Origin of the sequence: Actinocorallia libanotica, from assembly GCF_039525175.1 — a bacterium.
GTDB classification, from domain to species: domain Bacteria; phylum Actinomycetota; class Actinomycetes; order Streptosporangiales; family Streptosporangiaceae; genus Actinocorallia; species Actinocorallia libanotica.
Genome location: NZ_BAAAHH010000045.1, coordinates 22,950 through 46,100 on the forward strand (window position 1 = coordinate 22,950; position 23,151 = coordinate 46,100).

25 protein-coding genes and 1 pseudogene are annotated in these 23,151 nt (G+C 68.3%); 14 read left to right on the forward strand and 12 right to left on the reverse strand.

Features of this window, described 5'->3' with window-relative positions:
• Positions 1 to 389: 389 nt before the first annotated feature.
• From ABD140_RS34545 to ABD140_RS34575, 7 genes are all read left to right on the forward strand, one after another.
• Positions 390 to 1,607 carry a glycosyltransferase gene (locus tag ABD140_RS34545; RefSeq protein ID WP_344246194.1) on the forward strand — a complete coding sequence of 406 codons (1,218 nt, stop codon included), beginning with the start codon at positions 390 to 392 and terminating at the stop codon, positions 1,605 to 1,607.
• A gap of 127 nt (positions 1,608 to 1,734) precedes the next feature.
• Positions 1,735 to 3,864, forward strand: coding sequence for an oxidoreductase (locus ABD140_RS34550; RefSeq protein WP_344246196.1), 2,130 nt, complete (start codon positions 1,735 to 1,737; stop codon positions 3,862 to 3,864).
• A 180-nt stretch (positions 3,865 to 4,044) separates the two neighbouring features.
• Positions 4,045 to 4,710, forward strand: coding sequence for a DUF2975 domain-containing protein (locus ABD140_RS34555; RefSeq protein ID WP_344246198.1), 666 nt, complete (start codon positions 4,045 to 4,047; stop codon positions 4,708 to 4,710).
• Entirely contained in the window at positions 4,710 to 4,949 is a 240-nt protein-coding gene (locus ABD140_RS34560; RefSeq protein ID WP_344246200.1) for a helix-turn-helix domain-containing protein, read from the forward strand. The genes ABD140_RS34555 and ABD140_RS34560 overlap by 1 nt, the downstream gene beginning before the upstream one ends.
• A gap of 55 nt (positions 4,950 to 5,004) precedes the next feature.
• Entirely contained in the window at positions 5,005 to 6,021 is a 1,017-nt protein-coding gene (locus ABD140_RS34565; protein WP_344246202.1) for a hypothetical protein, read from the forward strand.
• Between the two features lie 394 nt (positions 6,022 to 6,415).
• Complete coding sequence (locus ABD140_RS34570) at positions 6,416 to 6,718, forward strand: hypothetical protein (RefSeq protein WP_344246204.1); 303 nt, start codon at positions 6,416 to 6,418, stop codon at positions 6,716 to 6,718.
• Between the two features lie 275 nt (positions 6,719 to 6,993).
• Positions 6,994 to 7,557, forward strand: a complete 564-nt coding sequence (locus ABD140_RS34575) for a dihydrofolate reductase family protein (protein ID WP_344246206.1) — start codon at positions 6,994 to 6,996, stop codon at positions 7,555 to 7,557.
• A gap of 114 nt (positions 7,558 to 7,671) precedes the next feature.
• Here ABD140_RS34575 and ABD140_RS34580 read toward each other — a convergent pair whose 3' ends face one another.
• On the reverse strand, positions 7,672 to 8,679 hold the full coding sequence (locus tag ABD140_RS34580; protein ID WP_344246208.1) for an RNA polymerase subunit sigma-70: 1,008 nt from the start codon (positions 8,677 to 8,679) through the stop codon (positions 7,672 to 7,674).
• A 205-nt stretch (positions 8,680 to 8,884) separates the two neighbouring features.
• Between ABD140_RS34580 and ABD140_RS34585 the strand changes: the two genes are divergently transcribed.
• Positions 8,885 to 9,334 carry an HflX-like GTP-binding protein gene (locus tag ABD140_RS34585; RefSeq protein WP_344246210.1) on the forward strand — a complete coding sequence of 150 codons (450 nt, stop codon included), beginning with the start codon at positions 8,885 to 8,887 and terminating at the stop codon, positions 9,332 to 9,334.
• Between the two features lie 114 nt (positions 9,335 to 9,448).
• On the opposite strand, the gene ABD140_RS34590 is transcribed toward ABD140_RS34585, so the two are convergent.
• Positions 9,449 to 10,018: a TetR family transcriptional regulator gene (locus ABD140_RS34590; protein WP_344246212.1), complete on the reverse strand. Its 570-nt coding sequence runs from the start codon at positions 10,016 to 10,018 to the stop codon at positions 9,449 to 9,451.
• A 75-nt stretch (positions 10,019 to 10,093) separates the two neighbouring features.
• Here ABD140_RS34590 and ABD140_RS34595 point away from each other — a divergent pair, with 75 nt between their 5' ends.
• Positions 10,094 to 10,825 (forward strand): molybdopterin-dependent oxidoreductase, encoded by a 732-nt coding sequence (locus ABD140_RS34595; RefSeq protein ID WP_344246214.1) that lies wholly within the window; start codon positions 10,094 to 10,096, stop codon positions 10,823 to 10,825.
• 27 nt (positions 10,826 to 10,852) lie between these two features.
• On the opposite strand, the pseudogene ABD140_RS40240 reads toward ABD140_RS34595, so the two are convergent.
• Both ABD140_RS40240 and ABD140_RS34600 read right to left on the reverse strand, forming a co-directional pair.
• A pseudogene (locus ABD140_RS40240) lies at positions 10,853 to 10,996 on the reverse strand (IS982 family transposase); the annotation flags it as partial.
• 71 nt (positions 10,997 to 11,067) lie between these two features.
• Positions 11,068 to 11,676: a helix-turn-helix domain-containing protein gene (locus ABD140_RS34600; protein ID WP_425544182.1), complete on the reverse strand. Its 609-nt coding sequence runs from the start codon at positions 11,674 to 11,676 to the stop codon at positions 11,068 to 11,070.
• 180 nt (positions 11,677 to 11,856) lie between these two features.
• On the opposite strand from ABD140_RS34600, the gene ABD140_RS34605 reads away from it, so the two are divergent.
• From ABD140_RS34605 to ABD140_RS34615, 3 genes are all read left to right on the forward strand, one after another.
• A complete protein-coding gene (locus ABD140_RS34605) occupies positions 11,857 to 12,516 on the forward strand; it encodes a class I SAM-dependent methyltransferase (protein ID WP_344246216.1) in 660 nt (219 codons plus the stop codon).
• Positions 12,513 to 13,250 (forward strand): SDR family NAD(P)-dependent oxidoreductase, encoded by a 738-nt coding sequence (locus ABD140_RS34610; protein WP_344246218.1) that lies wholly within the window; start codon positions 12,513 to 12,515, stop codon positions 13,248 to 13,250. The genes ABD140_RS34605 and ABD140_RS34610 overlap by 4 nt, the downstream gene beginning before the upstream one ends.
• Positions 13,251 to 13,390: 140 nt before the next feature.
• Complete coding sequence (locus ABD140_RS34615) at positions 13,391 to 13,810, forward strand: RidA family protein (protein WP_344246220.1); 420 nt, start codon at positions 13,391 to 13,393, stop codon at positions 13,808 to 13,810.
• A 325-nt stretch (positions 13,811 to 14,135) separates the two neighbouring features.
• Here the strand turns inward: ABD140_RS34615 and ABD140_RS34620 are convergent, their stop codons facing one another.
• From ABD140_RS34620 to ABD140_RS34650, 7 genes are all read right to left on the reverse strand, one after another.
• Positions 14,136 to 14,666, reverse strand: a complete 531-nt coding sequence (locus ABD140_RS34620) for an NUDIX hydrolase (protein ID WP_344246222.1) — start codon at positions 14,664 to 14,666, stop codon at positions 14,136 to 14,138.
• A gap of 221 nt (positions 14,667 to 14,887) precedes the next feature.
• The gene (locus tag ABD140_RS34625) at positions 14,888 to 15,628 is read right to left on the reverse strand and encodes an ATP-binding cassette domain-containing protein (RefSeq protein ID WP_344246224.1); all 741 of its coding nucleotides are present in this window, start codon (positions 15,626 to 15,628) and stop codon (positions 14,888 to 14,890) included.
• A 197-nt stretch (positions 15,629 to 15,825) separates the two neighbouring features.
• Entirely contained in the window at positions 15,826 to 16,503 is a 678-nt protein-coding gene (locus tag ABD140_RS34630; protein ID WP_344246226.1) for a hypothetical protein, read from the reverse strand.
• Positions 16,504 to 16,507: 4 nt separating this feature from the next.
• Positions 16,508 to 16,921, reverse strand: coding sequence for a hypothetical protein (locus ABD140_RS34635; RefSeq protein WP_344246228.1), 414 nt, complete (start codon positions 16,919 to 16,921; stop codon positions 16,508 to 16,510).
• A gap of 176 nt (positions 16,922 to 17,097) precedes the next feature.
• Entirely contained in the window at positions 17,098 to 17,688 is a 591-nt protein-coding gene (locus ABD140_RS34640; RefSeq protein ID WP_344246230.1) for a hypothetical protein, read from the reverse strand.
• 299 nt (positions 17,689 to 17,987) lie between these two features.
• Positions 17,988 to 18,572: a DUF4240 domain-containing protein gene (locus ABD140_RS34645; RefSeq protein ID WP_344246232.1), complete on the reverse strand. Its 585-nt coding sequence runs from the start codon at positions 18,570 to 18,572 to the stop codon at positions 17,988 to 17,990.
• Positions 18,573 to 18,775: 203 nt separating this feature from the next.
• A complete protein-coding gene (locus tag ABD140_RS34650) occupies positions 18,776 to 19,369 on the reverse strand; it encodes a TetR/AcrR family transcriptional regulator (RefSeq protein ID WP_344246233.1) in 594 nt (197 codons plus the stop codon).
• 160 nt (positions 19,370 to 19,529) lie between these two features.
• Here ABD140_RS34650 and ABD140_RS34655 point away from each other — a divergent pair, with 160 nt between their 5' ends.
• Both ABD140_RS34655 and ABD140_RS34660 read left to right on the forward strand, forming a co-directional pair.
• Positions 19,530 to 19,931: a nuclear transport factor 2 family protein gene (locus tag ABD140_RS34655; protein ID WP_344246235.1), complete on the forward strand. Its 402-nt coding sequence runs from the start codon at positions 19,530 to 19,532 to the stop codon at positions 19,929 to 19,931.
• A gap of 578 nt (positions 19,932 to 20,509) precedes the next feature.
• Positions 20,510 to 21,316 carry an NYN domain-containing protein gene (locus ABD140_RS34660; RefSeq protein WP_344246237.1) on the forward strand — a complete coding sequence of 269 codons (807 nt, stop codon included), beginning with the start codon at positions 20,510 to 20,512 and terminating at the stop codon, positions 21,314 to 21,316.
• A 242-nt stretch (positions 21,317 to 21,558) separates the two neighbouring features.
• Here ABD140_RS34660 and ABD140_RS34665 read toward each other — a convergent pair whose 3' ends face one another.
• Positions 21,559 to 22,974, reverse strand: a complete 1,416-nt coding sequence (locus ABD140_RS34665) for a VWA domain-containing protein (protein WP_344246239.1) — start codon at positions 22,972 to 22,974, stop codon at positions 21,559 to 21,561.
• Positions 22,975 to 23,151: the final 177 nt, after the last annotated feature.

Sequence of the window (23,151 nt, forward strand, 5' to 3'; positions counted from 1 at the left end):
CCTCGCTCCGGTCGGGATTCGTCGCCCTCATAGTGCCAAATCGGATGATCGCCGCGGGGCCGAAAACGAAATGGCGGGTGGGTCGGTCATAAGCCCCAGACCGGCAGCCGCCTAAGACCATGCCTTACGCGGCTTTTTAGGTGGTCTGCTGCGCTGATGTCGTGCTGTGCTGATGTCGACTGGAGCAGCGCGACCGTGGACACCGTGGTGGCGCGGGCGAAAAAGGAGGCGCGCTGTCCGCGCCATGGCGGCCGAATCCATCGCGGACGAGGAAGGGGAATCGCCTTCCATTTTCAAGCTATAACGCACAGGGGGACTTGCCGCAAGACCCGGGGTGTGGAGCAAAATCGCAGGCCGAACGCGAAAGCGGAAACGAGGGGGGTCTCGAAATGCGTGTTCTGCTGTCTGTCTGCGGGTCGCGGGGGGACGTCGAGCCGTTGGCGGCGTTGGCGGTGCGGTTGCAGGAGTTCGGGGCGGAGACGCTGATGTGCGCGCCGCCGGACGAGGAATTCGTCAAGCGGCTGGCCGAGGTCGGTGTGACGTCGGTGCCGGCGGGGGTGCCGGTGCGGGATTTCGTGGAGCGAGCCAGGTCACGTCCGGTGAAGCGGTTCTCCGAGACCGTGGCGGAGGTGCTGGCAGCGCAGTACGAGGCGGTCGACGCGGTGGCCGAGGGATGCGATCTGGTGGTGGCGACCGGGTTGATGCCGTCTTCCGCCGCCGCGCGGTCGGTCGCCGACAAGAGAGGCATTCCGTATGTGCTCACGGTCTACTGCCCGTGGGTCCTGCCGTCGCCGTATCACCCGCCGTTCTCCTACCCGGGCCGTCCGCTTCCCCAGGACGTCACCGACAACCGGGTGTTGTGGGAGCTGGACCGCGAGAACATGAACGCCGTCTTCGGCGGCCCGGTCAACGCTCACCGGACGTCGATCGGGCTGCCCGCGGTGGAGAGCGTCCGGGACCACGTCTTCACGGACCGTCCGCTGCTGGCGGCGGACGCGGCCCTGGCACCCTGGCGGCGGCCCGCCGATCTCGGCGCCGTGCAGACCGGCGCGTGGGTCCTCCCCGACGACCGGCCGCTTCCGCCCGACCTGATGGCCTTCCTGGACGCCGGAACACCGCCGGTCTATGTAGGTTTCGGCAGCATGTCGACGGACGCCCTGAAGGACGCGTCCCGGGCGGCCATCGAGGCGGTCCGCGGCCACGGACGCCGCGCCGTCGTCTCGCGGGGCTGGGCGGACCTGGGCCTGATCGACGACCGGGACGACTGCTTTCCCGTCGGCGAGGCCAACCACCACGCCCTGTTCGGCCGCGTGGCCGCCGTCATCCACCACGGCGGCGCGGGTACGACGACGAAGGCGGCCCTGGCGGGTGCCCCCCAGGTGGTGGTCCCCCAGTTGGCCGACCAGCCGTACTGGGGCCGCCGGCTCGCCGACCTGGGCGTCGGTGCGGTCCTCGACGGCCCGGTCCCGACCGCCGGGGCCCTGTCCACCGCCCTGGAGACGGCCCTGGCCCCCGAGACCCGTTCCCGGGCGACCGCTCTCGCCGGCGAGATCCGCACCGACGGCGCGTCCACGGCCGCCCGCCTGCTCCTCGACATGATCGGCTGATCATCGGGTTCCGCAGCCCCCGTCTCCGCGGTGCGTCATCTCGTCGCGGCGTCCGGGCTTCGCTCTTGGAGACGTCTCGCTGAGCGGGAAGGTGTTACAAGCGATCGGCGTTGCGAAATAGCTTCAGATGGTGGTGATCCGACAGCAGACGTTCTCGAACCTTCTCTCGCCCGGCAAGATCGGGCCAATCACGCTGGCCAACCGGGTGGTCCTCCCCGCGATGGACATGAACCTCTGCGAGGACGGCGAGATCGAGCAGGGTGACATAGCCCACTTCGCGGCCCGCGCCGAGGGCGGCACCGGGATGATCATCACGGGCTGCTGCGCGGTCGCCTACCCGGCCGGCTGCACCAGCCGCAAGGAGCCGGGCCTGTCCGAGGACCGGTTCATCCCCGGCCTCAAGGCGCTGGCCGACGCGGTCCACGAGGCCGGCAGCAAGCTGTGCGTGCAGATGGTGCACCACGGCAAGGTCGCCCGGATCGACACGCTCGACGGCCGCCCGCAGCTGGTGCCGTCCATCCCGAAGCCTCCCGGCGACATGAGCGCGATGATGGACTGCACCCCCGAGGAACTCGGGAAGATGGCCGCCATCCAGGAGGGCAAGAAGGCCACCCACCATGAGGCCACCCACGAGGACCTCCAGTGGCTGGTCCGGATGTTCGCGGAGGCGGCAGGCCGCGTGAAGGCCGCCGGCGGCGACGCCGTCGAGATCCACTGCGCCCACAACTACGTGCTCGGCGGCTTCCTGAGCCGCTACTCCAACCAGCGCACCGACGAGTACGGCGGGTCGCTGGAGAACCGGGCGCGGCTGTCGTGCGAGGTGATCCGCGCGGTCAAGGAGGAGGTCGGCGACAGCCTCGCCGTCATCGTGCGTCTGGCAGGCCAGGAGTACGGCGAGTCCGAGGGCCTGACCCCCGACGAGGCCGCCCGTGCCGCCGCCATGTTCGAGCAGGCCGGCGCCGACGCCATCCACGTCACCGGCACCGCGCTGAACGCGTTCGCGAACTTCACCGACGGCCCGCTGCCCGACAAGGTCGGCTTCTACACCGACAACGCCTCGGTCGTGAAGCGCGCGGTGTCGATCCCGGTCATCACCGTCGGCCGCATGCTGCCCGAGGTCGGCGAAAAGATGATCGCCGAGGGCAACACCGACTTCGTCGCGATGGGCCGCCAGCTGCTGGCCGACCCCGACCTGGTCAACAAGCTGAAGGCCGGCCGCAGCGAGCAGGTCCGCCCGTGCATCAACTGCTACGTGTGCGTGCAGGAGAACTTCTGGGACGCCACCCCGCTGTGCGCGGTCAACCCCGCACTGGGCAACGAGACGCTGCTGCCGTTCCCCCGCACCAAGACCCGCAAGCACGTCGTCGTCGTCGGTGGCGGACCGGGCGGAATGGAGACCGCCCGCGTCGCCACCGAACGCGGCCACCGCGTCACCCTCCTGGACAAGACCGACCGTCTCGGCGGAACGCTGTGGTTCTCGACGCTGACCACTCCCGACAACGAGCGCCTGCTGAACTGGCTCACCCAGGAGGTGCAGCGGGCCGGTGTCGACGTCCGGCTGAAGACCGAGGCCACCGCCGCGACGATCAAGGCCCTCGAGCCCGACGCCGTCGTCATCGCCACGGGTGCCGTGCGTGCGCGTCCGAACGTTCCGGGCGGCGACCTGCCCCACGTGCACACCGGTGACAGCCTGCGCGGCCTGATGACCGGCACCGGCGACGTCTCGGACCAGTCGCTGTTCCTGCGGGTCGCCGGCAGGCTCGGCGGCCTGATCGGCGTCACGAAGACCCCCGCCAGGATCCGCGACCTGAGCCGCAAATACCTCAAGTTCCTGCCGATGAGCAAGTACGTCGTCGTCATCGGCGGATCGCTCGTGGGTCTCGAGCTCGCGGAGTTCCTCGCCGAGCGCGGCAGCCGGGTGACCCTGATCGAAGAAGGCCGGCAGCTCGGTGTGCCGATGGCGATGCCCCGCCGCTGGACCGCCGTCAAGCACGCCAAGGAACTGGGCGTGAACATCCACCGCAACGCGACCGTCGAGCGCATCACCCGCAAGACCGTCGAGTTCACGGCCGACGGCAGGACGCAGTCCGTGCCGGCGAGAATGGTCGTCGTGGCGTCGGGCGTCTCGGCATCGGCGCCGCTCGCCGACGAACTGGCCAAGGCCGGCGTCGACGTCCACATCGTCGGCGACGCCACCAAGGTCGACTACATCGAGGGCGCGATGCACTCGGCGTGGAAGGTCGCCACCGAGATCTGACCGCCGTCGAAGGCGGACCCCGAGCCCATCCCGGGGTCCGCCTTCCGTCGCTCAGCAGGAACGGCGCGATCTCGTCGGGCTGCGCGATGCGGTTCGCCGGGTGCGGCGGCTTGACGTATCGAGAGTCGTTGGTATCGAATATCGATCCCCCCATCGAATATCGATATGTCAGGATCGCGCATGAGTCGTGCTTCGCGTAACCCCCTGCAGCCCTTCTCCTTCGCCGTCCGGTTCGTGCTCGTCCTGCTGGTGACCTCCACGGTCGTGGGGGTCCTGCTCGTGGTCTCCAAAGAGGGTTATTTCATGGGGGCGGGCGGCAGCCTGGTGTGCACGACGCCCGAGCTGCGCTTCGCCGGCACCGAATACGACAAGGGCCTGACCGCCTACCGCGAGCTGGTCCGGCCGGACACCATGATCTTGATGAAGAGCATGCAGATGTGCGACGACACACCGAGCATGACGCAGCGCGCCCTGGACTCGATGACGCAGGCGCCGGGCTTCCTGCTGTATTTCACGGTGTTCTTCCTGTTCTTCAGGCTGCTGCGCACGGCCGAGACCGACGGCCCGTTCAGTCCGCTGGTCGCCGTCCGGCTCCGCATCATCGGCTGGACGCTGATCGTCGGCGGCTACCTCGCCCACGCCGTCCAGGACGGTATGAGCGCCGCGCTGGTCGACACCTTCGCCGTACCCGGCGACCTCATGCACAACGGCATCGGGCTCATCCTGCTCGAAGGCGCGCTCACCCTCCCGCTGCCAGACCTGCTGACCGGCCTCGGCCTGCTCACCATCGCCCGCATCATGCAGGTCGGCGCCCGGATGCGCGACGACCTCGCGGGAGTCGTCTGATGCCGCACGAAGACGACCACCGGGTCCGGCTCCACCTCGACCGCCTGCTCGCCGAACGCGGCATGACGCTGGCCGAACTCGCCCACCGCGTCGGCATCACCACCGTCAACCTGTCGATCCTCAAGAACGAGCGCGCCAAGGCCATCCGCTTCAGCACCCTCACCCGCATCTGCCACGTCCTGGACTGCCAGCCCGGCGATCTCCTCACCGTCGACCCGCCGGATGAGGCATGCTCCTGATACCAGGAAGCCTCTTATCGCGGCTGACTGTTCTGGTTTTGAGAGGGGACGGATGGTGCGGTGGGAGGAAGATCCGGTCTACCAGGCGATCGCGCAGGCGTTCGTGAGCGGAGACCTGGAGATGCACGCGGGCGGCCCGCTCGACGTGCGCGCAGCGATGGCGTCGATCTCCCAGGAGGCCAAGGACGCGTTCGCCTACGACCATCTCCCGTGGGAACGCTTCCCCCGCGGCCCCGAGACCCGGGGTGATGTGGCGAACCTGCGCTCCGGCGACGCCGACGTGGTGCGCCGGGCGCTGCGCGGCGTGAGCGGAGAGCTGGCCAACAGCGCCTGTTCGGTGGCGGCGCTGGCCGTGCCGTTCCTCTTGCGCGTCGCGGCCGACCCGCGCGGTCATTGCCGGGTTTTTGCGCTGGAGTTGGTGGCGGACATCGTGCAGTGGACGCTGGGACCCAGCCGATGCACCCGCGAGGAGCTGCTGCGCCTGTCCGGCGGCGAGTGGTGGTTCGAACCGAGCGCCTACCCGGGTCATTGGGGAATCGAAGCCGCCCGTGACGCGGTCGCCGCTGATCTCGACCTCGTCACGGCGCTGCTCGACGACCCCGAGCCCGAGATGCGCGTCGCAGCCGCCTACGCGGGGGTGGCGGCCGGACGCATCCACGACGTCCGCAGCGCCCTGCACGTGCGCCTGCGCGTCGAGGCCGACCCGGTGGTGCGCGCCGGCCTGGTGCTCGCGCTTGCGCAACTGGCGTGTGAGCACCCCGACCCGGAGTGCCGCGCATGGACCGAGGCCTTGTGGTCCGACCCCACGACGCCACCTGTGGTGAGGGTCAGTGCCGCGCTGGGGTGGTTGTGCCTGGCCGACGCCCCTGCCCCGGAGTCCCTGCTCGCCGCACTCGAGGTGTGCGCGACCGAGGAGACGGCCCGCCTGATGGCGCCGCTGCCGTGGATGCGCGCTGTCGACCACGGGGACGACACGGGCCTCCACCGCTGCATCCGCGGGCTGCTTCACCCCGACGACGCCGAACCTGTGCTGGATGAAGACCCCTGGGCGCTACCTCCGATACTCACCTGAGCGATTCTTCGAGACGGCCCCACCGCCGCGGCCGGCCTGGTTCGGCCCGCGAGGATGATCTGAACGGGTCCATGGTCGAGACCCATCGTCCGCCGGTCTGCAGCGCCATCAGGTCACCGATATCAAGGGAGGAACTGTTGGTCGGCTCCGTAGCGTGAGGCATTCACAACGGTGGGAACATCGGAACGAAAAGACACGCTGAGCCCCTCCGGTCCTGGTCATGCCGTGGCTTTCGGTGGGGAGCCGACAATGCGGTCTCGTCATTCGTGTGCTCTTGGGGCTCGCGGTAGCGTTGCCGGTGATATGTCGTGTGTGGAAGTTCGGAGGTGATCACGGTGCATCCGGTCCCATGACAGCCCCAGCCCGGGGCGTCACGGAGCCGAAAGGTGACCGTATGAGCAAGACCGACAAGACCCGGCCCTGGTGGGTGCGGCTGGCGGACGCACCGCTGGTGACCTGTGTGCCCGAGCACGACCACCGGTTCGGGCCGTGCACGCTGACGGGTGAGATCACCGCTGGCAGCGCGTCCCTGAACAAGCGCACGAGTGGTTGCCACTGGCGTGCCAGCGCCTACTTCCTGTTCGACTGCGGTGGTGTCGGCGGAGGCCGGGAGTGGTACCTCTTCCGGCGTGAAGAGCGCCGCCGCAGCCGTCACCGAGCACGCCGCGAGCTGCGCGCCTGGCACGGCGAGGACTGAAAGGCGGCGCAGGGCCCGGATATCAGCGGGCCCTGCCCCTCGAAGGGCCCTCCGGCCTCGACCCCTGACCCGCACCGGTCCTGCCCCGAGCAACATGGGGACGAGAAGTCACGCCTGCGAGCTCAACCCAGCCCGCTTAGCGGGACTTTTCGTTCCCATGCTCGAAGTGATCGCTCTTTCACGTGATGAGATCCGCGGACGTGGATCGCGCACCGATGAGGTTTCCGCGCCTCGCCCGTCTGTACGTGTGAGATCGACTCAAGGGAGGCTGCACGATGCGGAAACTGATCTACGGAATGAACGTGTCCCTGGACGGCTACGTCGCCGCGCCCGGCGACGACCTCGGCTGGAGCGTGCCGAGCGACGAGCTGTTCCAGTGGTGGTCCGATCGGGTGGGGGCGACGGAACTGGCGCTGTACGGGCGCAAGCTGTGGGAGGGGATGAGCTCCCACTGGCCGACCGCCGACCAGCAGCCCGGCGCCACACCGGCGCACATCGAGTTCGCCCGCCGCTGGCGGGACATGCCGAAGGTGGTGTTCTCCTCCACGATCGGCGCGGTCGACTGGAACGCCCGCCTGGTCACCGGCGACGCGGTCGCCGAGATCGCCCGGCTCAGGGCCGAGGACGGCGGCCCGATGGACATCAACGGCGCGACGCTCGCCGGGGCGGCCATGCGGGCCGGGCTGATCGACGAGTACGTGCTGGTCACCGCGCCGGTCCTGGTGGGCGGCGGCACGCCGTTCTTCACCGCGCTGGACGGCTGGGTGAATCTGAACCTGGTCGAGACGCGGACGTTTCCCGGCGGCGTGGTGCTGACCCGATACGAGACGAGGCGATGAGCGGGGGCCGAGTTCTTCGGGCATGAAGCCGCCCCGCCGGCAACGCCGGCGGGGCGGCGACTTCGGTGACGTCGGCCCACATGCTGGACTCGTCGACGGTGGGGACTTGTCTGATCACAGCGTCGCGGGCAGGTTCAGCCATGGTTTGTCGGTGACGTCGAATCCGGTGAGTTCGGCGATCTTCCCGTCGGCGATGTGCAGGACGGCGATGTTCAACAAACGGTATTCCGGGTCGTCGGGGGTGCGGAGGTACAGCACGGCGGCGGGCATGCGGTTGACCGTCGTGGCGATGCAGCGCCAGTCGTCCTTGCCGCGCTGGAAGAGCCCACTGGAGACCCAGCCGTCCACCGCGTCCTTGGCCGTGACGATCAAAGTGCCCGGATCGGGCAGCATCGCGAAGCGCAGGTCGTCGCGCAGCAGGGCCGTCAGCCCGTCGAGGTCGTTGCGCTCATGGGCGTCCATATACGACTTCACCACGCCGCGCTCGTCCTTCGACAGCTCATGCGTGGCGGGGCTCCGCCAGTCGAGGCGGCGGTCGGGCAGCTGCTCGCGCATCGTCACGCGCGCCCGCTGCAGTGCGCTGGTCACCGATGCGACGGTCAGCTCGAGGGCGTCGGCGGCCTTCGACGCCGGCCAGCCGAGGGCGTCGCGCAGGATGAACACCGCCCGCTGCCGCGGTGGCAGGTGCTGGACGGCGACGATGAACGCCAGCTCGATCGTCTCCCGCGCCACCACCGATTCCTGCGGGTCCTCGGGGAGCATCCGGTCCGGGTAGGGCTGCAGGTAGCGCACTTCCGAGCCCGCGCCCGGCAGCTCGGCGGGCACGGGTGTGCGGTCGTTGCGCTTCTCCAGGAAGTCGAGGCAGGCGTTCGTCGCGATCCGGTACAGCCAGGTCCGCAGCGCGGCGTGGCCCTTGAACGACTCCCGTTTGTTCCACGCCCGCAGGAACGTCTCCTGCGTCATGTCCTGGGCGTCCTCGTAGTTCGCGAGCATCCGGTAGCAGTGCACCTGCAGCTCACGCCGGTAGCGTTCCGTGATGAGCGCGAACCGTGCCGTGTCGTTCGAGCGGGCCGCCGCGATGAACGCGGCCTTGTCGGCGCCTGGCAGTCTGGCGTCGGTCATGGTCGTCAATCCTTCCGCAGGTGGCGAGGGGTTACCAGGACTGACGGCGTGGCGGAAGATTTCTGATCGGTGAAGCCGCCGACACGATCCCGGTTTCCCGGTGCGGACTCCTTCGACGCCCCCGAATATCAGCGTTTAGAGTGATGGAATGCGTACTGGGCGGCAGCGTGCGCCACGGCGAAAGGCCGTACGGCGTCTGCCGCTCATGTCCGGCCCCCGGGAGATCATCGAAGGCCGTGATGTCCTGATCGCGGGGTTGTTCTCCGCCAAGCAGAAAGAACATCTCGAGTGCATGGGCGCCCTGGCGGCGGAGGTCGCTGTACTGGGCGGGCGGGTCGCCGGGTGTTTCGTTCAGCGCCGAGGGATCTCCGGAGGCAAGAAGGGGAACGCGCCCGGAGGCAAGGGCAACATGAGCCGGCCCTACTCGTCCAGGACGCTCATGAGCACAGGGAAGATCCGCGAGATCGTGCAGGAACGCACTTCGGCCGACGCCGTAGCCGTGGTGTTCTTCAACCCGCTGACCGACAGGCAACGCAAGGTCCTGGCCGAACTCCTCGGATGTCCGGTGTTCAGCCGCACAGATCTCCACCCGACGGCAGCGGCGGCTTCCGCCCGCGCCGAGCCGCAAAGCAGGCTGCTGCAACCCGGCCCTTGATCGACCCTGAGTTTCTCCCCATTGGGCGGATGGGTTTGAGGTCGCCTTTGCTGGTGGTGAACCGGGTGCGGGCACGGCGAAGGGCGCCCATGGTCGGTGTGTGAAGACCGGCTTCTAGGGGAGCGGGGCCGCGGCCAGGAGGGTGGCCGCGGCGTCGGCGGCGAGCGTCTCCGCGCGCTCGGGGAGCCCCCCGGTCGCGAGCAGGTGCCGCCGGACGACGGCATACGGGAGATCGACGGTGACCATGGTGAGGCGTTCCACGTCCCCGGACGTGTGCCGGGCGGCCGCATCGGCGAGCGCGGCGGCGACGCGCGCGTTGTCGGCGGTCAGGCGCTCGCGGGCCTCGGCGGGCCAGTTCGGCTCATCGAACGCCGCCGCGCCGTGGAGCAGGATGCGCGCCTCCTCGGGGTGGGCCCGCGACCAGGCGACCACGTACCGGGCCGCCGCGTCCGGGGCCTCGGCCATGGCCGCGAGCCAGCCGTCCTGGAAACGTTCGAGCGTGCGCAGCCACAGCGCGGCGAGCAGCGCGGCCAGGCCGGGGAAGCGGTGGTAGACCGAGCCGCTGGGCGCCCCGGCGGCGCGCGCGACGGCCGCGACGGTCACGCCGCGCGGCCCGCTCCCGGCCGCGAGACCTACGGCGGCGTCCAGCAGTCGGTCCTCGTCGAACCGCGATGGTCTCCCCATGGATGCGAGGGTATAGTCTCGGCCGTATTAGAGAGAGACCTCTAATACAGTGTCCTCGTGATTCGTGGAGGAACCATGCATCTGGACGAGACCACCGCCCCCCAGCCCGCCACCACCCGACCTGCGGCCACCGGACCCGCCGCGCCGCACCCGCTGCCGCCCGGTCAGCGGCCGGCGCCGCTCGAGCCGTTCGGGCTGACCCCCTTCGCCGCGGTGCACCCGCGCGTCCCGGCGCGTCCGAGCGTGACGGTCGGCGGCGCCGTCCGGCGGCCCACCCAGTTCGACGCCGCCGAACTGCTCGCGCTGCCCGGGCACGGCGACCGGCGCGCCGACCTGCACTGCGTCACCACCTGGACCGCGGTCGGCCTGGAATGGCACGGCGTGCCGTTCCGAGCCGTCCACGAGATGATCGCCCGCGAGGTGGAGCCCCGCGGCTCCGCGCGGTGGGTGACCTTCATCGCCCTGGACGGCTTCCGCGCCACGATGCTGCTCGACGACGCCCTTACCGGGGACGTGCTGCTCGCCGACACGCTCGGCGGCGTCCCGCTCACCCCCGACAACGGGGCGCCGCTGCGGCTGGTGGCGCCCGCGCACTACGGCTACAAGAACGTCAAGCACGTGTGCGCCATCGAGTACGGCACCCGCTACAAGGCCGGCTGGAGAGGCTGGATGAGCCACCCCCGCGGCCGTGTCGCCAGGGAGGAACGCAGCCGCTTCCTGCCTGGCCGCGTCTGGCGCCTGTGCTGGCGCGCGCTGCTGCCGTCCTCGCGCAAGGCGTACACCGCCCTCAGGGAACGGACGCGCTAGATCGTCGATGGGAAATGTCGGTGCCGGTCAATGGTCGTAGGCGATCAGGGAGCGCTTGACGGGTGCATCGATCAGCCGGTTGCGCCAGATCACAGCGTTGAGGGCACAGATGCGCTGGCAGACGCGTGCCCGGAGCCCTTCAGTGGTGCGAGCGGCGTGACGTTCCAGGCCGCGACCGGCGGGCGGTGAGCAGCGGCCTGTACGAGGTCTCGGCCCTCTCCGCCTGAGGGCACTCGGTCGTGTCACTCGGAATCTGTCTCGGTGTCCTTCTTCCGTACCGTTCGGGCGCGGAGGTGTGCGCGCTCTCCTTGGTGGCCCAGGAGGCTGAGGATTTCGACGGGGTCGTCGTCGGCGTTGCCGAACCAGTGGGGGATGCGGGTGTCGAATTCGGCGGCTTCACCGGGCCCCATGACCAGATCGTTGTCGCCCAGGACCAGGCGGAGGCGTCCGTCGAGGACGTAGAGCCATTCGTAGCCCTCGTGGCTGGACTGCTCGGGCTCGGGCGAGCGCGTTCGGGGAGAGATGATCAGTTTGTAGGCCTGGAGGCTTCCCGCCCGCCGGGTGAGGGGCAGCATGGTCATGCCGTGGCGGGTGACGGGTTGGAGATGCAGGCGCGGGTCGCCGGTCTGCGGAGCTCCGATGAGCTCGCCGATGTCCACGCGCAGCTCGCGTGCCAGGGGAAGCAGCAGTTCCAGGGTGGGGCGGCGCTGCCCTGATTCCAGCCGGGACAGCGTGCTCAGCGAGATCCCGGTGGCGTGGGCCAGGGCGGTCAACGAGAGGCCGCGCTGCGTGCGCAGCCCCTTCAGGCGAGGGCCGACGGCCGCCATCGTCGACGCAGTCTCGTCATCCACGCCTCAATCTTGCCACCGCAGCAAGAAACTTTGCGCATTGGATCCGGCGGACCGATGGTGGTGACAGATGCCCCGACGCACGGGTGAACGAGGACTGAGGATGCGCAATGACCAGAGTCGGCTCGCCCACCGCGAGGCTGTTCCCGCACGACAACTTCCCGACGTCCGAAAGAGTGTGTGATGACCGAGAACGACCCGCGCTTCAGCGCAGCCTTCTGGGACCGGCGCTACCGCGGCACCGGCCAGGTGTGGAGCGGTGAGCCCAACTCCGCGCTCGTCGAAGAAGTCTCCTCCTTCGCGCCCGGGACGGCACTGGACGTGGGATGCGGTGAGGGCGCGGACGCCATCTGGCTGGCCGGACAGGGCTGGCGGGTCACCGGTGTCGACTTCTCCGCCCATGCCCTCGGCCGGGCCGCCGGGCACACCCCCGCCGATCTGGTCGGACGCACGACCTGGCAGCAGGCGGACATCCGCGACTGGCGACTTGGCGAAGGGCCCCTCTACGACCTGGTCACCGCCTCGTTCCTCCATTTCCCCGCACTGGTACGACGCCCGGTCTTCGCCGCTCTGGCGGCCCGGGTCGCCCCCGACGGGCACCTGGTGATCGTCGGACACCACCCCGGCGACCTCGGCACCGCCGTGCCCCGCCCGCCCGAGCCCGACCTCTTCTACACCGCCGACGACCTCGCAGCCGACCTTCCCGCCCATACGTGGACGGTCATCACCCGCACCGCGCGCCCGCGCACCGTCACCGCACCAGACGGCACACCGGTGATCGTCCACGACACCGTCCTCACCGCCCGGCACACCCGCATCACCGACGAGAAAGCACGCTCATGAACAAGGACCTCGCCCGGCAGACCGCCCTGGTCACCGGTGCCACCGCAGGCATCGGCCGCGCCACCGCCCTGGCCCTGGCCGCACGCGGCGCTGACATCATCGTCCACGGCCGCGACGAGAACCGGGCCGCCGACACCCTCCAGCAGATCGAGGCGCTGGGAGCGAACGCCCGCTTCGAGCCCGCCGACCTCTCCGACCCGGCACAGGTGACCGCACTCGCGGAATCCGTCGGCGCCGTCGACATCCTGGTCAACAACGCCGGCATCTTCCGCTTCGCCCGCACCGTCGACACCGACCCGGCCACCTTCGACGCCCACATCGCCGTCAACCTGCGTGCTCCCTACCTCCTCGTCCAAGCCCTCGCTCCCGGCATGGCCGTGCGCGGGCACGGCGCCATCATCAACATCAGCAGCGGCGCCGCCACCACCCCCGGATTCGGCAGCGGCGTCTACGGCGCCACCAAAGCCGCCCTCGAATCCCTCACGCGTGTCTGGGCGGCCGAATACGGCCCCGACGGCGTCCGCGTCAACGCCGTCGCCGCAGGCCCCACCCGCACGGAAGGCACCGCCGTCCACGGCGAAGCCTTCGAGTCAGCCGGACAAGCCGTAGCCCTCAAGCGCCTCGCCGAAGCCGCGGAAATCGCCGGCCCCATCGCCTTCCTCGCCTCTCCCGCCGCCAGCTATGTCAACGGCGCCACCCTCAGCGCCATGGGCGGCCAACCCGCCCTCGGCTGAACAGGCTGAGGCCGCGGTGTTCGAGTGAGGAGAGCCGGGCAGCGCCTTCGCCGCCCGTGCGAGCGTGCGCACAGCCGGTCGCGGAACCTTGATCGTTTCCTGTTCGTTTCGACAGGAAGACCCAGCCGGAACGGAGAGCAATGGACGGCCATGTCACCCTCGTCCGCAACCAGCGGCTCACACAGGTGGTCGAGTACGCCTACGCGGCGACCGCGTCCCTCACCCCGGCCCGGGCCGTCTGGACGGCCGGGGCGTGCCCGCTCGACAGCGAGGGCGCCACCGTGGCGGTCGGTGATTACGCGGGCCAGGCCCACCAGGTGATGCGGAACCTCGAAGAGGCCCTGCGCGGCGCCGGCGCGACGCTGAGCGACGTTGTGAAGACCACCGTGTACGTCGTCTCCTCCCGGCAGGATGACCTTGTTCAGGCTTGGCAGGTCGTCCGCGATTACATGGGCGCCCACGATGCGCCCAGCACACTGCTCGGTGTCGCGGCGCTCGGCTACGACGACCAGCTCGTCGAGGTCGAGGCCGTTGCTGTGATCAACGACTCCCGTGCTTGATCCGGCTTTCGGACGGCTGGTCACGCCTGGTCCCTCACGGCCTGGAACTCCTGAAGCTGCGGCTTGCCGCAGTGCTTGAGCAGCAGTCGAACGGCCAGTGACGTTGATCCCGCTCGGGGCCGCGTCACCAGCCGCAAAGTAACCCTGGGTGACGAGGGCGACTGCGGGTGGCTCGCAGAAACGGTCAGTTCTGCGAGACCTAAGCCCGGCACGCACGGGCAGACGCTTCCGCGGTGGCGCCGACCGAGGTCGCACCGTCCGAGTCGTTTATCCGGATCGGATACGCGCGCTGCGCTGATGGGGGACACCGGACGGATGCGCTCCATCAGTCGGCTGCGGTCACTCCCACCGTCTTCAGTTGCGCGGCGAACGTCCGGATTCGAGGCCGGTCCTCAGGGAACGCGCCTTCCCAGTCGTGGAGGAGCGGTACCCAGGCGGCGGGCTGGTGGCTTTCCCCTGCCGGAACGAGCGAAGCGTCCAGGATGGCCGCGTACGACAGGCCCAGCGTCGGCGCCCAGTCCGGCCGGTAGGCCCGGACCGTCACAGCGGCCGGGGGCTCCAGGAGACGGGTGTCGAGTCCGGTCTCCTCCCGCAGCTCCCGCCGTGCTGCTTCGCGTGGTGTCTCCCCGGCCTCGACCGTCCCGCCGGGCGGGACCCAGCCGCGCCGACGGTGCCGCACCAGCAGCACACGTTCAAAAGCGGAGTCGAACGCCCAGACCTCCGCGGCCAGCGGAGCCATCGGTTTCCGCACCGCGGTCTCCAGCCAGGACAGTGCGTTGTCGTAGACGGTGAGGGCTGCCTGCGCGTCGGCGCGGCAGGAGGTGAGAGTGCGCTGGTCAAGGCCGGTGTGCGCCATCAGTTGAGCGTAGCGGGGAAGCCGTTGCGGGTGCGGTGACGTCTGCGAAGCCCAAGTGCGGCCCGGCGGCCGGATCCACCTCCTCCTTCAGTGCTCCGGGCCTTTGAGTCCTCCGCTTCTGAAGCCGTCTCCGGCTCCGAAGCAGGTGGGTGAATGGGGTTGGTCGGCTGTGGTTTCTACTTGATCGTGTTCGAGTCGGCGAAGGGGCTCGAGTCACGCGGTCAGTGACCGCTCGGCTGGAAGAAGCCGCGCACATACGGGTCGTCGAGGGCGGCCAGGTCGGTGAGACGGCCTGTGGCGGTGACCTTTCCGCCGCGCATGAGCACGATGTGGTCGGCGATCCTGGCAGAGGCGAGCATCGGCACGTCGTGGGTGATCACCAGGACGGCGGCTCCGGCGTCGGCGTACCGGCGGAGGGTGGCCCACACGCCGTAGGCGGTCCCGGTGTCGAGGGAGGCCGTCGGTTCGTCCGCGATGAGGACGCGGGGTTCGGGCAGGAGTGCGGCGGCGAGCGCGGCACGCTGGATCTGACCGCCTGAATGCTGATGCGGATGGAGGTCGGCCAGCTCGGTGGGGTACCGGGCGGCCGCGCAGGCGCGGTCGAAGCTCCATCGCCGGTACCGGTCTTCCAATTCGCGCAACTGCGCGCCCACGGTGTCCTCGGCGCGGAAGGCCGTGACACCGGCTTGGGGCAGCAGCCCGACGGCGCCGCCGCGAAGGCGTCGCCACTGGTGCTGTCCGCCCACGGGCTCGCCGTCGACGTGCACCTGCCCCGTGATGCGGGCGGAGCCGGGAAGCGAGCCGGTGAGCGCTGCGGCGGCCATGGACTTGCCGCAACCGGACTCGCCGAGCAGAGCGGTGATCTTCCCGTCCGGTACGAGGAGATCGACCGCATCCAGAACCGTTTCGCTCCATCGGCCCGTGTCGATGTGGACGGTCAGCTCACACAGCTCGGCAGGCATCGGGCAGTCCGTTCTGGAGGGAATGCTGTCAACGTAGGGAACGCTACCCAGAACCCCTTCGGAGCTGGGAGCCACGTTCGGGAGGAGGACGCCGTCTGTCTCCTATGGAGGGGCCCCTGGTAAGGCCTGGTGATCGGGTGGTCTGTGTTCTCGGCCGGGCGTCACGTTCTGTGATGGTCGCTGGGTGTGCGGTGGGGTCACATCGCGATAGGGCGGTAGCTCAACGCGTGGTCGATGATCTGTTCGGCCGAGGCGTCCCGGAGTTCTGCGGGCGGATGGAAGATCAGTCCCGAGGCGTCGGGGTGCGCCAAATTGGCGTCGAGAAGGCGCAGGTAGTAGTCGGTTTCCGGGTCAGCGGCCAGGATCCTGTCGACGACCTCGATGAGCTCGTAGCGAGTGATGTCCGGAACCCGTGGGTGTGCCGGCCGTGCCGCCTCCAGCGCGAAGTCGGCGAGGTCGCGAGACCCCTGGTACTCGGCGAAGTCGTGCATGCCGTAGTGGTGACCGGTTGACCGATTGAAGACCGCGATCGCTTCGTCGGCGGGCTCGCCGTGCTGGATGAGGTTCGCGATCCTCTCGATCTCACGACCGATCGCCTGAAGCTGTTGTTCGTTCACCGGTGGAGGGAGCAGCTCTGAGCGCAGTTGCATGGTCGGCATTATGAGGTGCCGGTGGTTGTACTTTCCGGGCCCGCGATCGACGTCGGCGGTGAGGCCATGCCGAGCTCGGTCGAGGTCATGCGGTTGGCCGAAGAGGCTGACCAGCGGATTCACGCCTCGACGGGTCAGCCGAGTAACGGCCGTGAATCCAACGATGTCGACGCTGACCTGCAGGGATTTCGGCCATGGCGGTGGCGTGGCTTCCTTGCCCGCCACCTGCTCATGTGAGCAGGTGGCTCAGTCGTTCGGCCTGTCGTTCGGCGGTGCCCGGAGGATTTCGTCCCTCGTCGAAGGCCGGCAGGAACAGCCAGACAAGCGCCAGGAGCCTGCGGCAGTCCTGCATCCGGGCGGCCTCGGCCGCCGTGAGGTCGAACTGCTCCAGGAAGAGCCCGACGTCCAGGGGATGCTCCACCCAGCTGGCTGCGTGCTCGGTGATCTCGGCCAGCTCGAAGGCCCGATCGCTGCGGCCGGACTCCTCGAAGTCCACCACCCGGACGCGATGGCCGTCCCACAGGTAGTCGGCGATGTCACCGTCTCCGGGCCCGAAGACCGGCACGAAGTCCGACCACCCCGTGTCCTCCAGGCCCGAGCCGGCCAGCCACGCCAGCCCGCTCCCGAGAGCCCGTCGCACCACATCGGGCAGCGAGGTGTGCGAGGCTGCGGCCGCCCGGCGGCACCGCGGCGTGCAGACGGCGCACCGCCACTGCCAGGGCCTTGGGCCGCCGGGACATCACCACGCTCGGCCGCACCACCGCCACGTCCGAAGTCTTCGCAGTTCAGCGTCGACATCGTTGGATTTACGGCCGATGCTCAGCCGACCCCCTCGACGATGATGGTGCCTATGGTCGATTCAGGGCCGGGCCCTTCCGGACGGTCGACCTTCCACCAACCCAGCACGTCCTGGTATTCCGGCTGTGGGATCGCACGTCCCTCGGCAGTCATCAGGCGTCCCTGATACGCCTGGGCATAACGTGCTCGAACCGAGTAGACGCCGGGTTCGTCGGGAACAACGAGGTCGCACGACACATTCACCCACTCCGCCGGACCCGGGTTGTCTTCCGCCAGTGCCTCGACGCGCGTGCCGGCATTGACCACTTTCAAGCCGCCCCTGCTGCGCCGCTTACCGTTCCAAACCGACGCTTGGGCTCGATCCTGGCCCGCCAGACCGACGATCACCTGGTTGATGGCGTTGCCGCACTCCGAGCAATCATGCAGCACGTCGAAACTGACCTTGTGCGAACCTCCTCCGCGGACGTGTACCACGTCGGCCTGGCCATCGATCTTTACGTTGCGGATCTTGAACCGAAATCCCGTCCCGCCTCCGTATGGCTCGACCATCTCGGTGCCGGGAGTGAGAGCCGTGGTTCGGTGGACATAGCTGTGACTCATCTTGTCGGTCATATGCCAAGTAAACAGGTGGCCACTGACAAGGGCGGGCCCGTCGTTCAAGGGGTCCAGCCCACGTAAGCCCAACCCCACAACGGGTAGATCTCGGACGGCTGACGTACCGGATAACGTGCCCGAGCGGCGTGGTTGCCGCACTAATGGGGGCGGCGCCCCTGGTAAGGCCCGGTGCGTGAGCGGATTGCAGGCAGCGAAGCGGCGGCGCAGGTGGTGGAGTGGTCGATTTCGAGAGTGCGGCGGCCTCGGTGCCTGAGGCGCCGTCGTTGACCATGCGGCATGACGCGGAATCAGATCTGTCAGGTGGCAGGGTGATGCTCTCCCAGGAGTTCCGTGAGTCTAGGGATCCGTGTACGGCGCTGTTCGATGTCGTCGTAATCCCAGCGCTCGTCCTCGGGGGAGGCGTCGCAGACTCGGTAGAGGCCTCGTGCTTCGAGGGCGTCTTCGAGCCCTTCTTCTTCTCCGGTGGCGCGGTCATAGGCGTTGAGCGCGATGTAGTTCATGCTCTCCCATTCCGGCCATTCGTCGTCGGTCCACTCTGAGCTCGGACGTCCGGCGAGGCGGCGGACCTCATGGGTGTCGGCGAGGGCGTCCGGGTGGACGGCTACGCGTTCGAAGGCGTCGTGGCCGAGGCCGACAAGCCAGGGTTGGAAGTACCAGAAGCCGTCGTCGGAGCACCAGCCCTGCAGGATGTTCCAGGCGGCGCCCCACATGTGCCGGGTGTCGACCCTCTTTCGCTGGGCGGTGAGGTGCAGTTCGAACTCGATGATTTCGGAGACCGGACGGCGTGCGAGGCGCGCGGTGAGCCATTCGGTGCGTTGGTCCTGGCCGACGGTCTCGACCGCGGATCGGTGGATGAGCGTCCAGAAGTCTTCGAGTGTCACGGCGGCAAAGTACCGCTTCGCCGGATTTCCACGATCGACAGGAGCATCACGCCGACCGGGCCCTGAATCCAACGACTTGCCGCACACTCCCAACGGCCTGCCGGACTCCTCGGCCCGCTTGGATTCGCGACCGTGGCCACCAGAACCCCCGCTCCAGTCGAGATGAGTGAAGGCCTGGCAACCCTGGTAGCGCAGGAGAATGATCATGAATCGGTGTCGTCGGGCGGTGTGATCGCTTCGCGTACCAGGCGTAGGAACAGGAGCCTCTGCCGGTGTTGGACCGCTGAGTCCGTGCTTGTCTTCTGCAGTCCGTCTGCGGCGGCGAGGAGAAGAAGTGCGATGTCCTCGGCGGTGGTGTCGAGGTGGGAGAACCGTGCCTCCCCCGCTGCTGCGGCCGTTTGTAGTGCGCAGGCCAACCGGGCCGTCAGGGCGGCCTTGGTTTCGCTGACGATGTCCCCGGTGAGGGTGAGCCCGGCGTCGAAGATCTCTCTGCCGTGGGCGCTCGAGGAGATCTGCGCCGTCACTTCCCCGAAGTAGGCGGCCATCGCGGCGTCGACTCGCGACAGCACGTCGCCCTGCTCGGCGAGGGCCGCGTCCACGTGTTCGAGCGCCCGGGTGTGCGCCCTTCGGGATCCCGCCCGGAAGAGGTCTTCCTTGCTGGCGAAATGCAGGTAGAGCGCGGCCCGGGACATCCCGGCGGCGCGGGCGATGTCCTGCATGGTGGTCTTGGCGTACCCGTACTGACTGAAAACGGTCAGCGCGCTGTCGAGGATGTGTCCGGTCCGGTCGTCTGCCATGTCGATACGCTAACCTTTTGGACGCATGGAGTCCAACTAGACAAGCCGTGTTAATTTGTCTAGCGGTGTCGGTGGACGGTCCGGCCGTCGCCCCACCTCTGCTCGGCTCGAGCATCGTCCGCCGCGGCACCCCGCCCGCAGAACCCAGGAGTGAAGTCCCATGCCACAGACAGCCGGTGTTCCCGCCATTGATGTGGTCGCAGAACAGATCCGCGAAGTCGAGCGCGCCCGGCTCCGTGCGCTCGTAGCAGGCGATGTCGCCGTTGCCTCCGAGTTGCACGCATCGGACTTCCAGCTCATCACCCCCATCGGTGCGGCGCTGTCCAAGGACGACTACCTGGGGGCCATCGCGGCCGGGCATATCGACTATGTCGCCTGGGAGCCCGGTCCCATCGACGTCCGCGTCCACGAGAACGCCGCCGTCATCCGCTACCAGGCCACCCTTGAGGTGGTCTTCGGCGGCCATCCGGTCCCGCGCACCACCTACTGGCACACCGACAGCTACGAGAACATCGATGGCCAGTGGCGAGTGGTGTGGTCCCAGGCGACCGAAATCAGGTAGACCCCAGGAACCACGCACCCGCTACGCCGCCAGGCGGCCATATAGCCACCCAGCAGGCCCCTGTCGAAGCACCGAACTGACGACACCTGAATACCGAAGGGTCGAGCTCACCCATCGGCTGCTGCAGATACGGAAGGTCGGCGCGTCGGCTTTCGCGGCGAAACATCTCCAGCTCGCTCGCCACCTTCAGTCGGGGATCCCCGATCCAGACGAGATCGCCGAGGACATCGCCGTCGCCCTGGCCCGCTGGGAAGGTATCGCGCAGTTGCCCGTGATGGTCCTCCGTCCTTACCTGACGGGGGAGACCGGTATCTGAGGCTCCCCGGCTATGTCTTCAGGTCCATGCGGATGCGTGCGAGCTTTCTGACGGCTTTGAGGGCGGCGGGGGAGGGAACGTCGCGGTCGGTCATCACAGGGATCCGAATCCGTCGGGGGCGTCTCGGTGAAGGGCCGGTGTGGTCGCGGCGGGCGTGTAGGTTTCCCATCCTCCTGGACGATCGCACCCCGCTGAGACCGGGCAAGAAGTTTCCTGTCTGAGCTGCGGACGAACTCGTCTGAAGTCGGGCATTCTGTTTTTCATGACGGAGCTGGGGAAGGTCGGGCTGGCCGGGGAGTACGCAGCCAGGCTTGCGGTGCTCATCGACGCTGACAATGCACGGCCTTCCATCGCTGAAGGGCTGCTGGCGGAGATCGCCAAGTACGGCACCGCTCATGTGAAGCGCGCCTACGGTGACTGGACCGGGTCACGGCTCACGGGCTGGAAAGACCAACTCCTCGCCCGGTCGATCCAGCCGGTCCAGCAGTTCGCCTACACCACCGGCAAGAACGCCACCGACGCCGCGATGGTGATCGACGCGATGGACCTTCTCTACACGGGCAGATTCGACGGGTTCTGCCTCGTCTCCAGCGACAGCGACTTCACCCGGCTGGCCTCGCGGCTGCGCGAATCGGGTCTCACCGTGTACGGGTTCGGCGAGCGCAAGACGCCCTCGCCGTTCGTCGCCGCCTGTGACAAGTTCATCTACATCGAGAACCTCGTCTACACCCCTGACGCGGCAACCCCTGTCGAAGCGACAAGACCCGCTCAGCGCGCCCCGGCCACCAAGCTCAAAGCAGATACTCTCCTGGTCAACCGGCTCCGCGACGCCGTCGAGGCCGCCTCCGACGAAGAAGGCTGGGCCAATCTCGCGTCCGTCGGCGGCATCATCACCAAACGCCACCCCGACTTCGACACCCGTACCTACGGATACGCGAAGCTGAGCGACCTGATGACCGCAACGACCTTGTTCGAGCTGGAACGACGCGGCGTGGGCACTGTGAAGGCCCTCTATGCCAGGGATGAGCGTCGCCAGAACAAGAAGACGAAGCCGCTGACCAAGCACTGATCCGAGCTTCCCCCCGGTTCAACGGCCAAGCTGATGTTGCCTCGGTTTCACGGACTCGCTGGTGAGGAGATGAGGCTCGACGTTGGGGTGGTGGTTTCGAACCGTAGAACCCTTCGATGTATTCGGAGATCGCGTTTGCGAGTTCGACCCGGGACCCGCCGGGCACATCCGCGTAGATCAAAACCCCGGCAACGTTGGGAGATGAGCCACTGGCCGGTCGGCTTGGTTCGTCTGCGGCTACTTCAGTCCTCTTGTCTGTCGCCGGTCTTGATCGGCTCGCGGCCGATGATGAGTGATGTCTGGAAGCGGCGTTTGAACCGTGGAATCGGCTCGGGATCGTGGCTGTCGCCGGACAGGAGCAGTTCGCCGGAGTCGGCATACGCGACTGTTTTGCCGTCGCTTTCGACCTCGACTTCGAAGGTGTAGGTTCCCTGCTGGTCGTGGGTCTCGTCGAACAGGGCGCTGTAAAGGCCGTCGCGGGCCAGTTCGTCCCCGCAGATGGTGTCGCCGGTGTCGTCGAATCGCAGTGGTGCCGCGGAACCGTCCGGTAGGCGGGCCACCCCGCTGACCTGAAGTCCGGTGACCGGCTGGTTGAAATAGACCTGGAGGAACAGCGGCACGGTCTGGCCTGGTTCATAAGCCTGCCTGGGAGAGAAGAGCGCGCCGTCGATGTGCGGGTTCTGACTGAAGACGAACAGCCGGGTCTGGACGGCTCCTTGGCCGTGTTCGGGCCGGATGGAGACCTTCCAGTTCCCGGCGACGGGCTGGTCCACCTGGAATGCCCTGTAGGGACGCGTACCCATGATCTTGCGTGTGCCGTCGGGAACGGAGTTGGCCGTGATGGTCTCCCCGTCGGGGGAGACCAGTTCGAGCAAGAGGAGGTTCTCCTCGCCCTGCCAGGTAATGCCGAAGGTCGCCAGTTCGCTGCCCGGCTCGATGAGTACCGACCGTTCTACCGGCACTTCACCCAGCGCCTCCGGCTGGGTCGTGACGAGTCCGCCGTTGTTCCGGGCGACACCGGAGATCTCTTGAAGCACGGTGCGGATACGGAATTCCTGATCGGACGTGGAGAGGTTCGGGTCGATGCGGTGGAATGTGCCCCCGGTCGCCGTGGCAATCGATTGCAGGAGAGCCGTGTCGACGGAGCTTCCGATGCCGACGGTGTATACCCGGACACCGTTGCTGATGAGATCAGGCAAAACAGCCGAAGGATGCTCGCCGCTGTTGTGCAACCCGTCGGTGAGCAGGGCCATCACCTGGGTAGCGGCACGTGGGCCGGCGTTGAGGATGCTGTTGAGCCCCTCCCGCAGGCCTCCGCCGATCGACGTGGTGCCTCCCGCGACAAGGCCTGCGATCGCGGTCTGCGCCGAGGTCCGGTCAGCGTCACCATTGATCGTGGTGACGCCCAGGTTCCTGCTGGCCGCGCCGGCGAACGACACGACGCCCAGCCGGTCGCCGCGCACCGCGTTGTCGGCCCACCAGTCGGCTCCGAACTTCGCTTCCGCGAGTTTGTTCCCAGCCATGCTGCCCGACCTGTCGATCACGAGCACGAACCGCTGCTCGGGCGCCAGGAGGATCCACTCGATCGCGGCTGCAGCCGGCGCGGTGGCGGTGGGGGCGCTACTGGGGGCGGTCAGTCCCGGGTACTCCCCCGTCATGGTCTCCCAGCAGCTCTGCCCGTTGGCGCTTTCTTGCAGCGTATCTCCGTCCGGATCATGATTCCCCGATACGCAGAACTCGCTGACCCTGCCGGTGACCAGTGAGCCTCTTTCATCCTCGGCGAAGGGCTTTGATCACGGCATGATCGCGAGTTGAGGATTCGCCCCCGGACACAG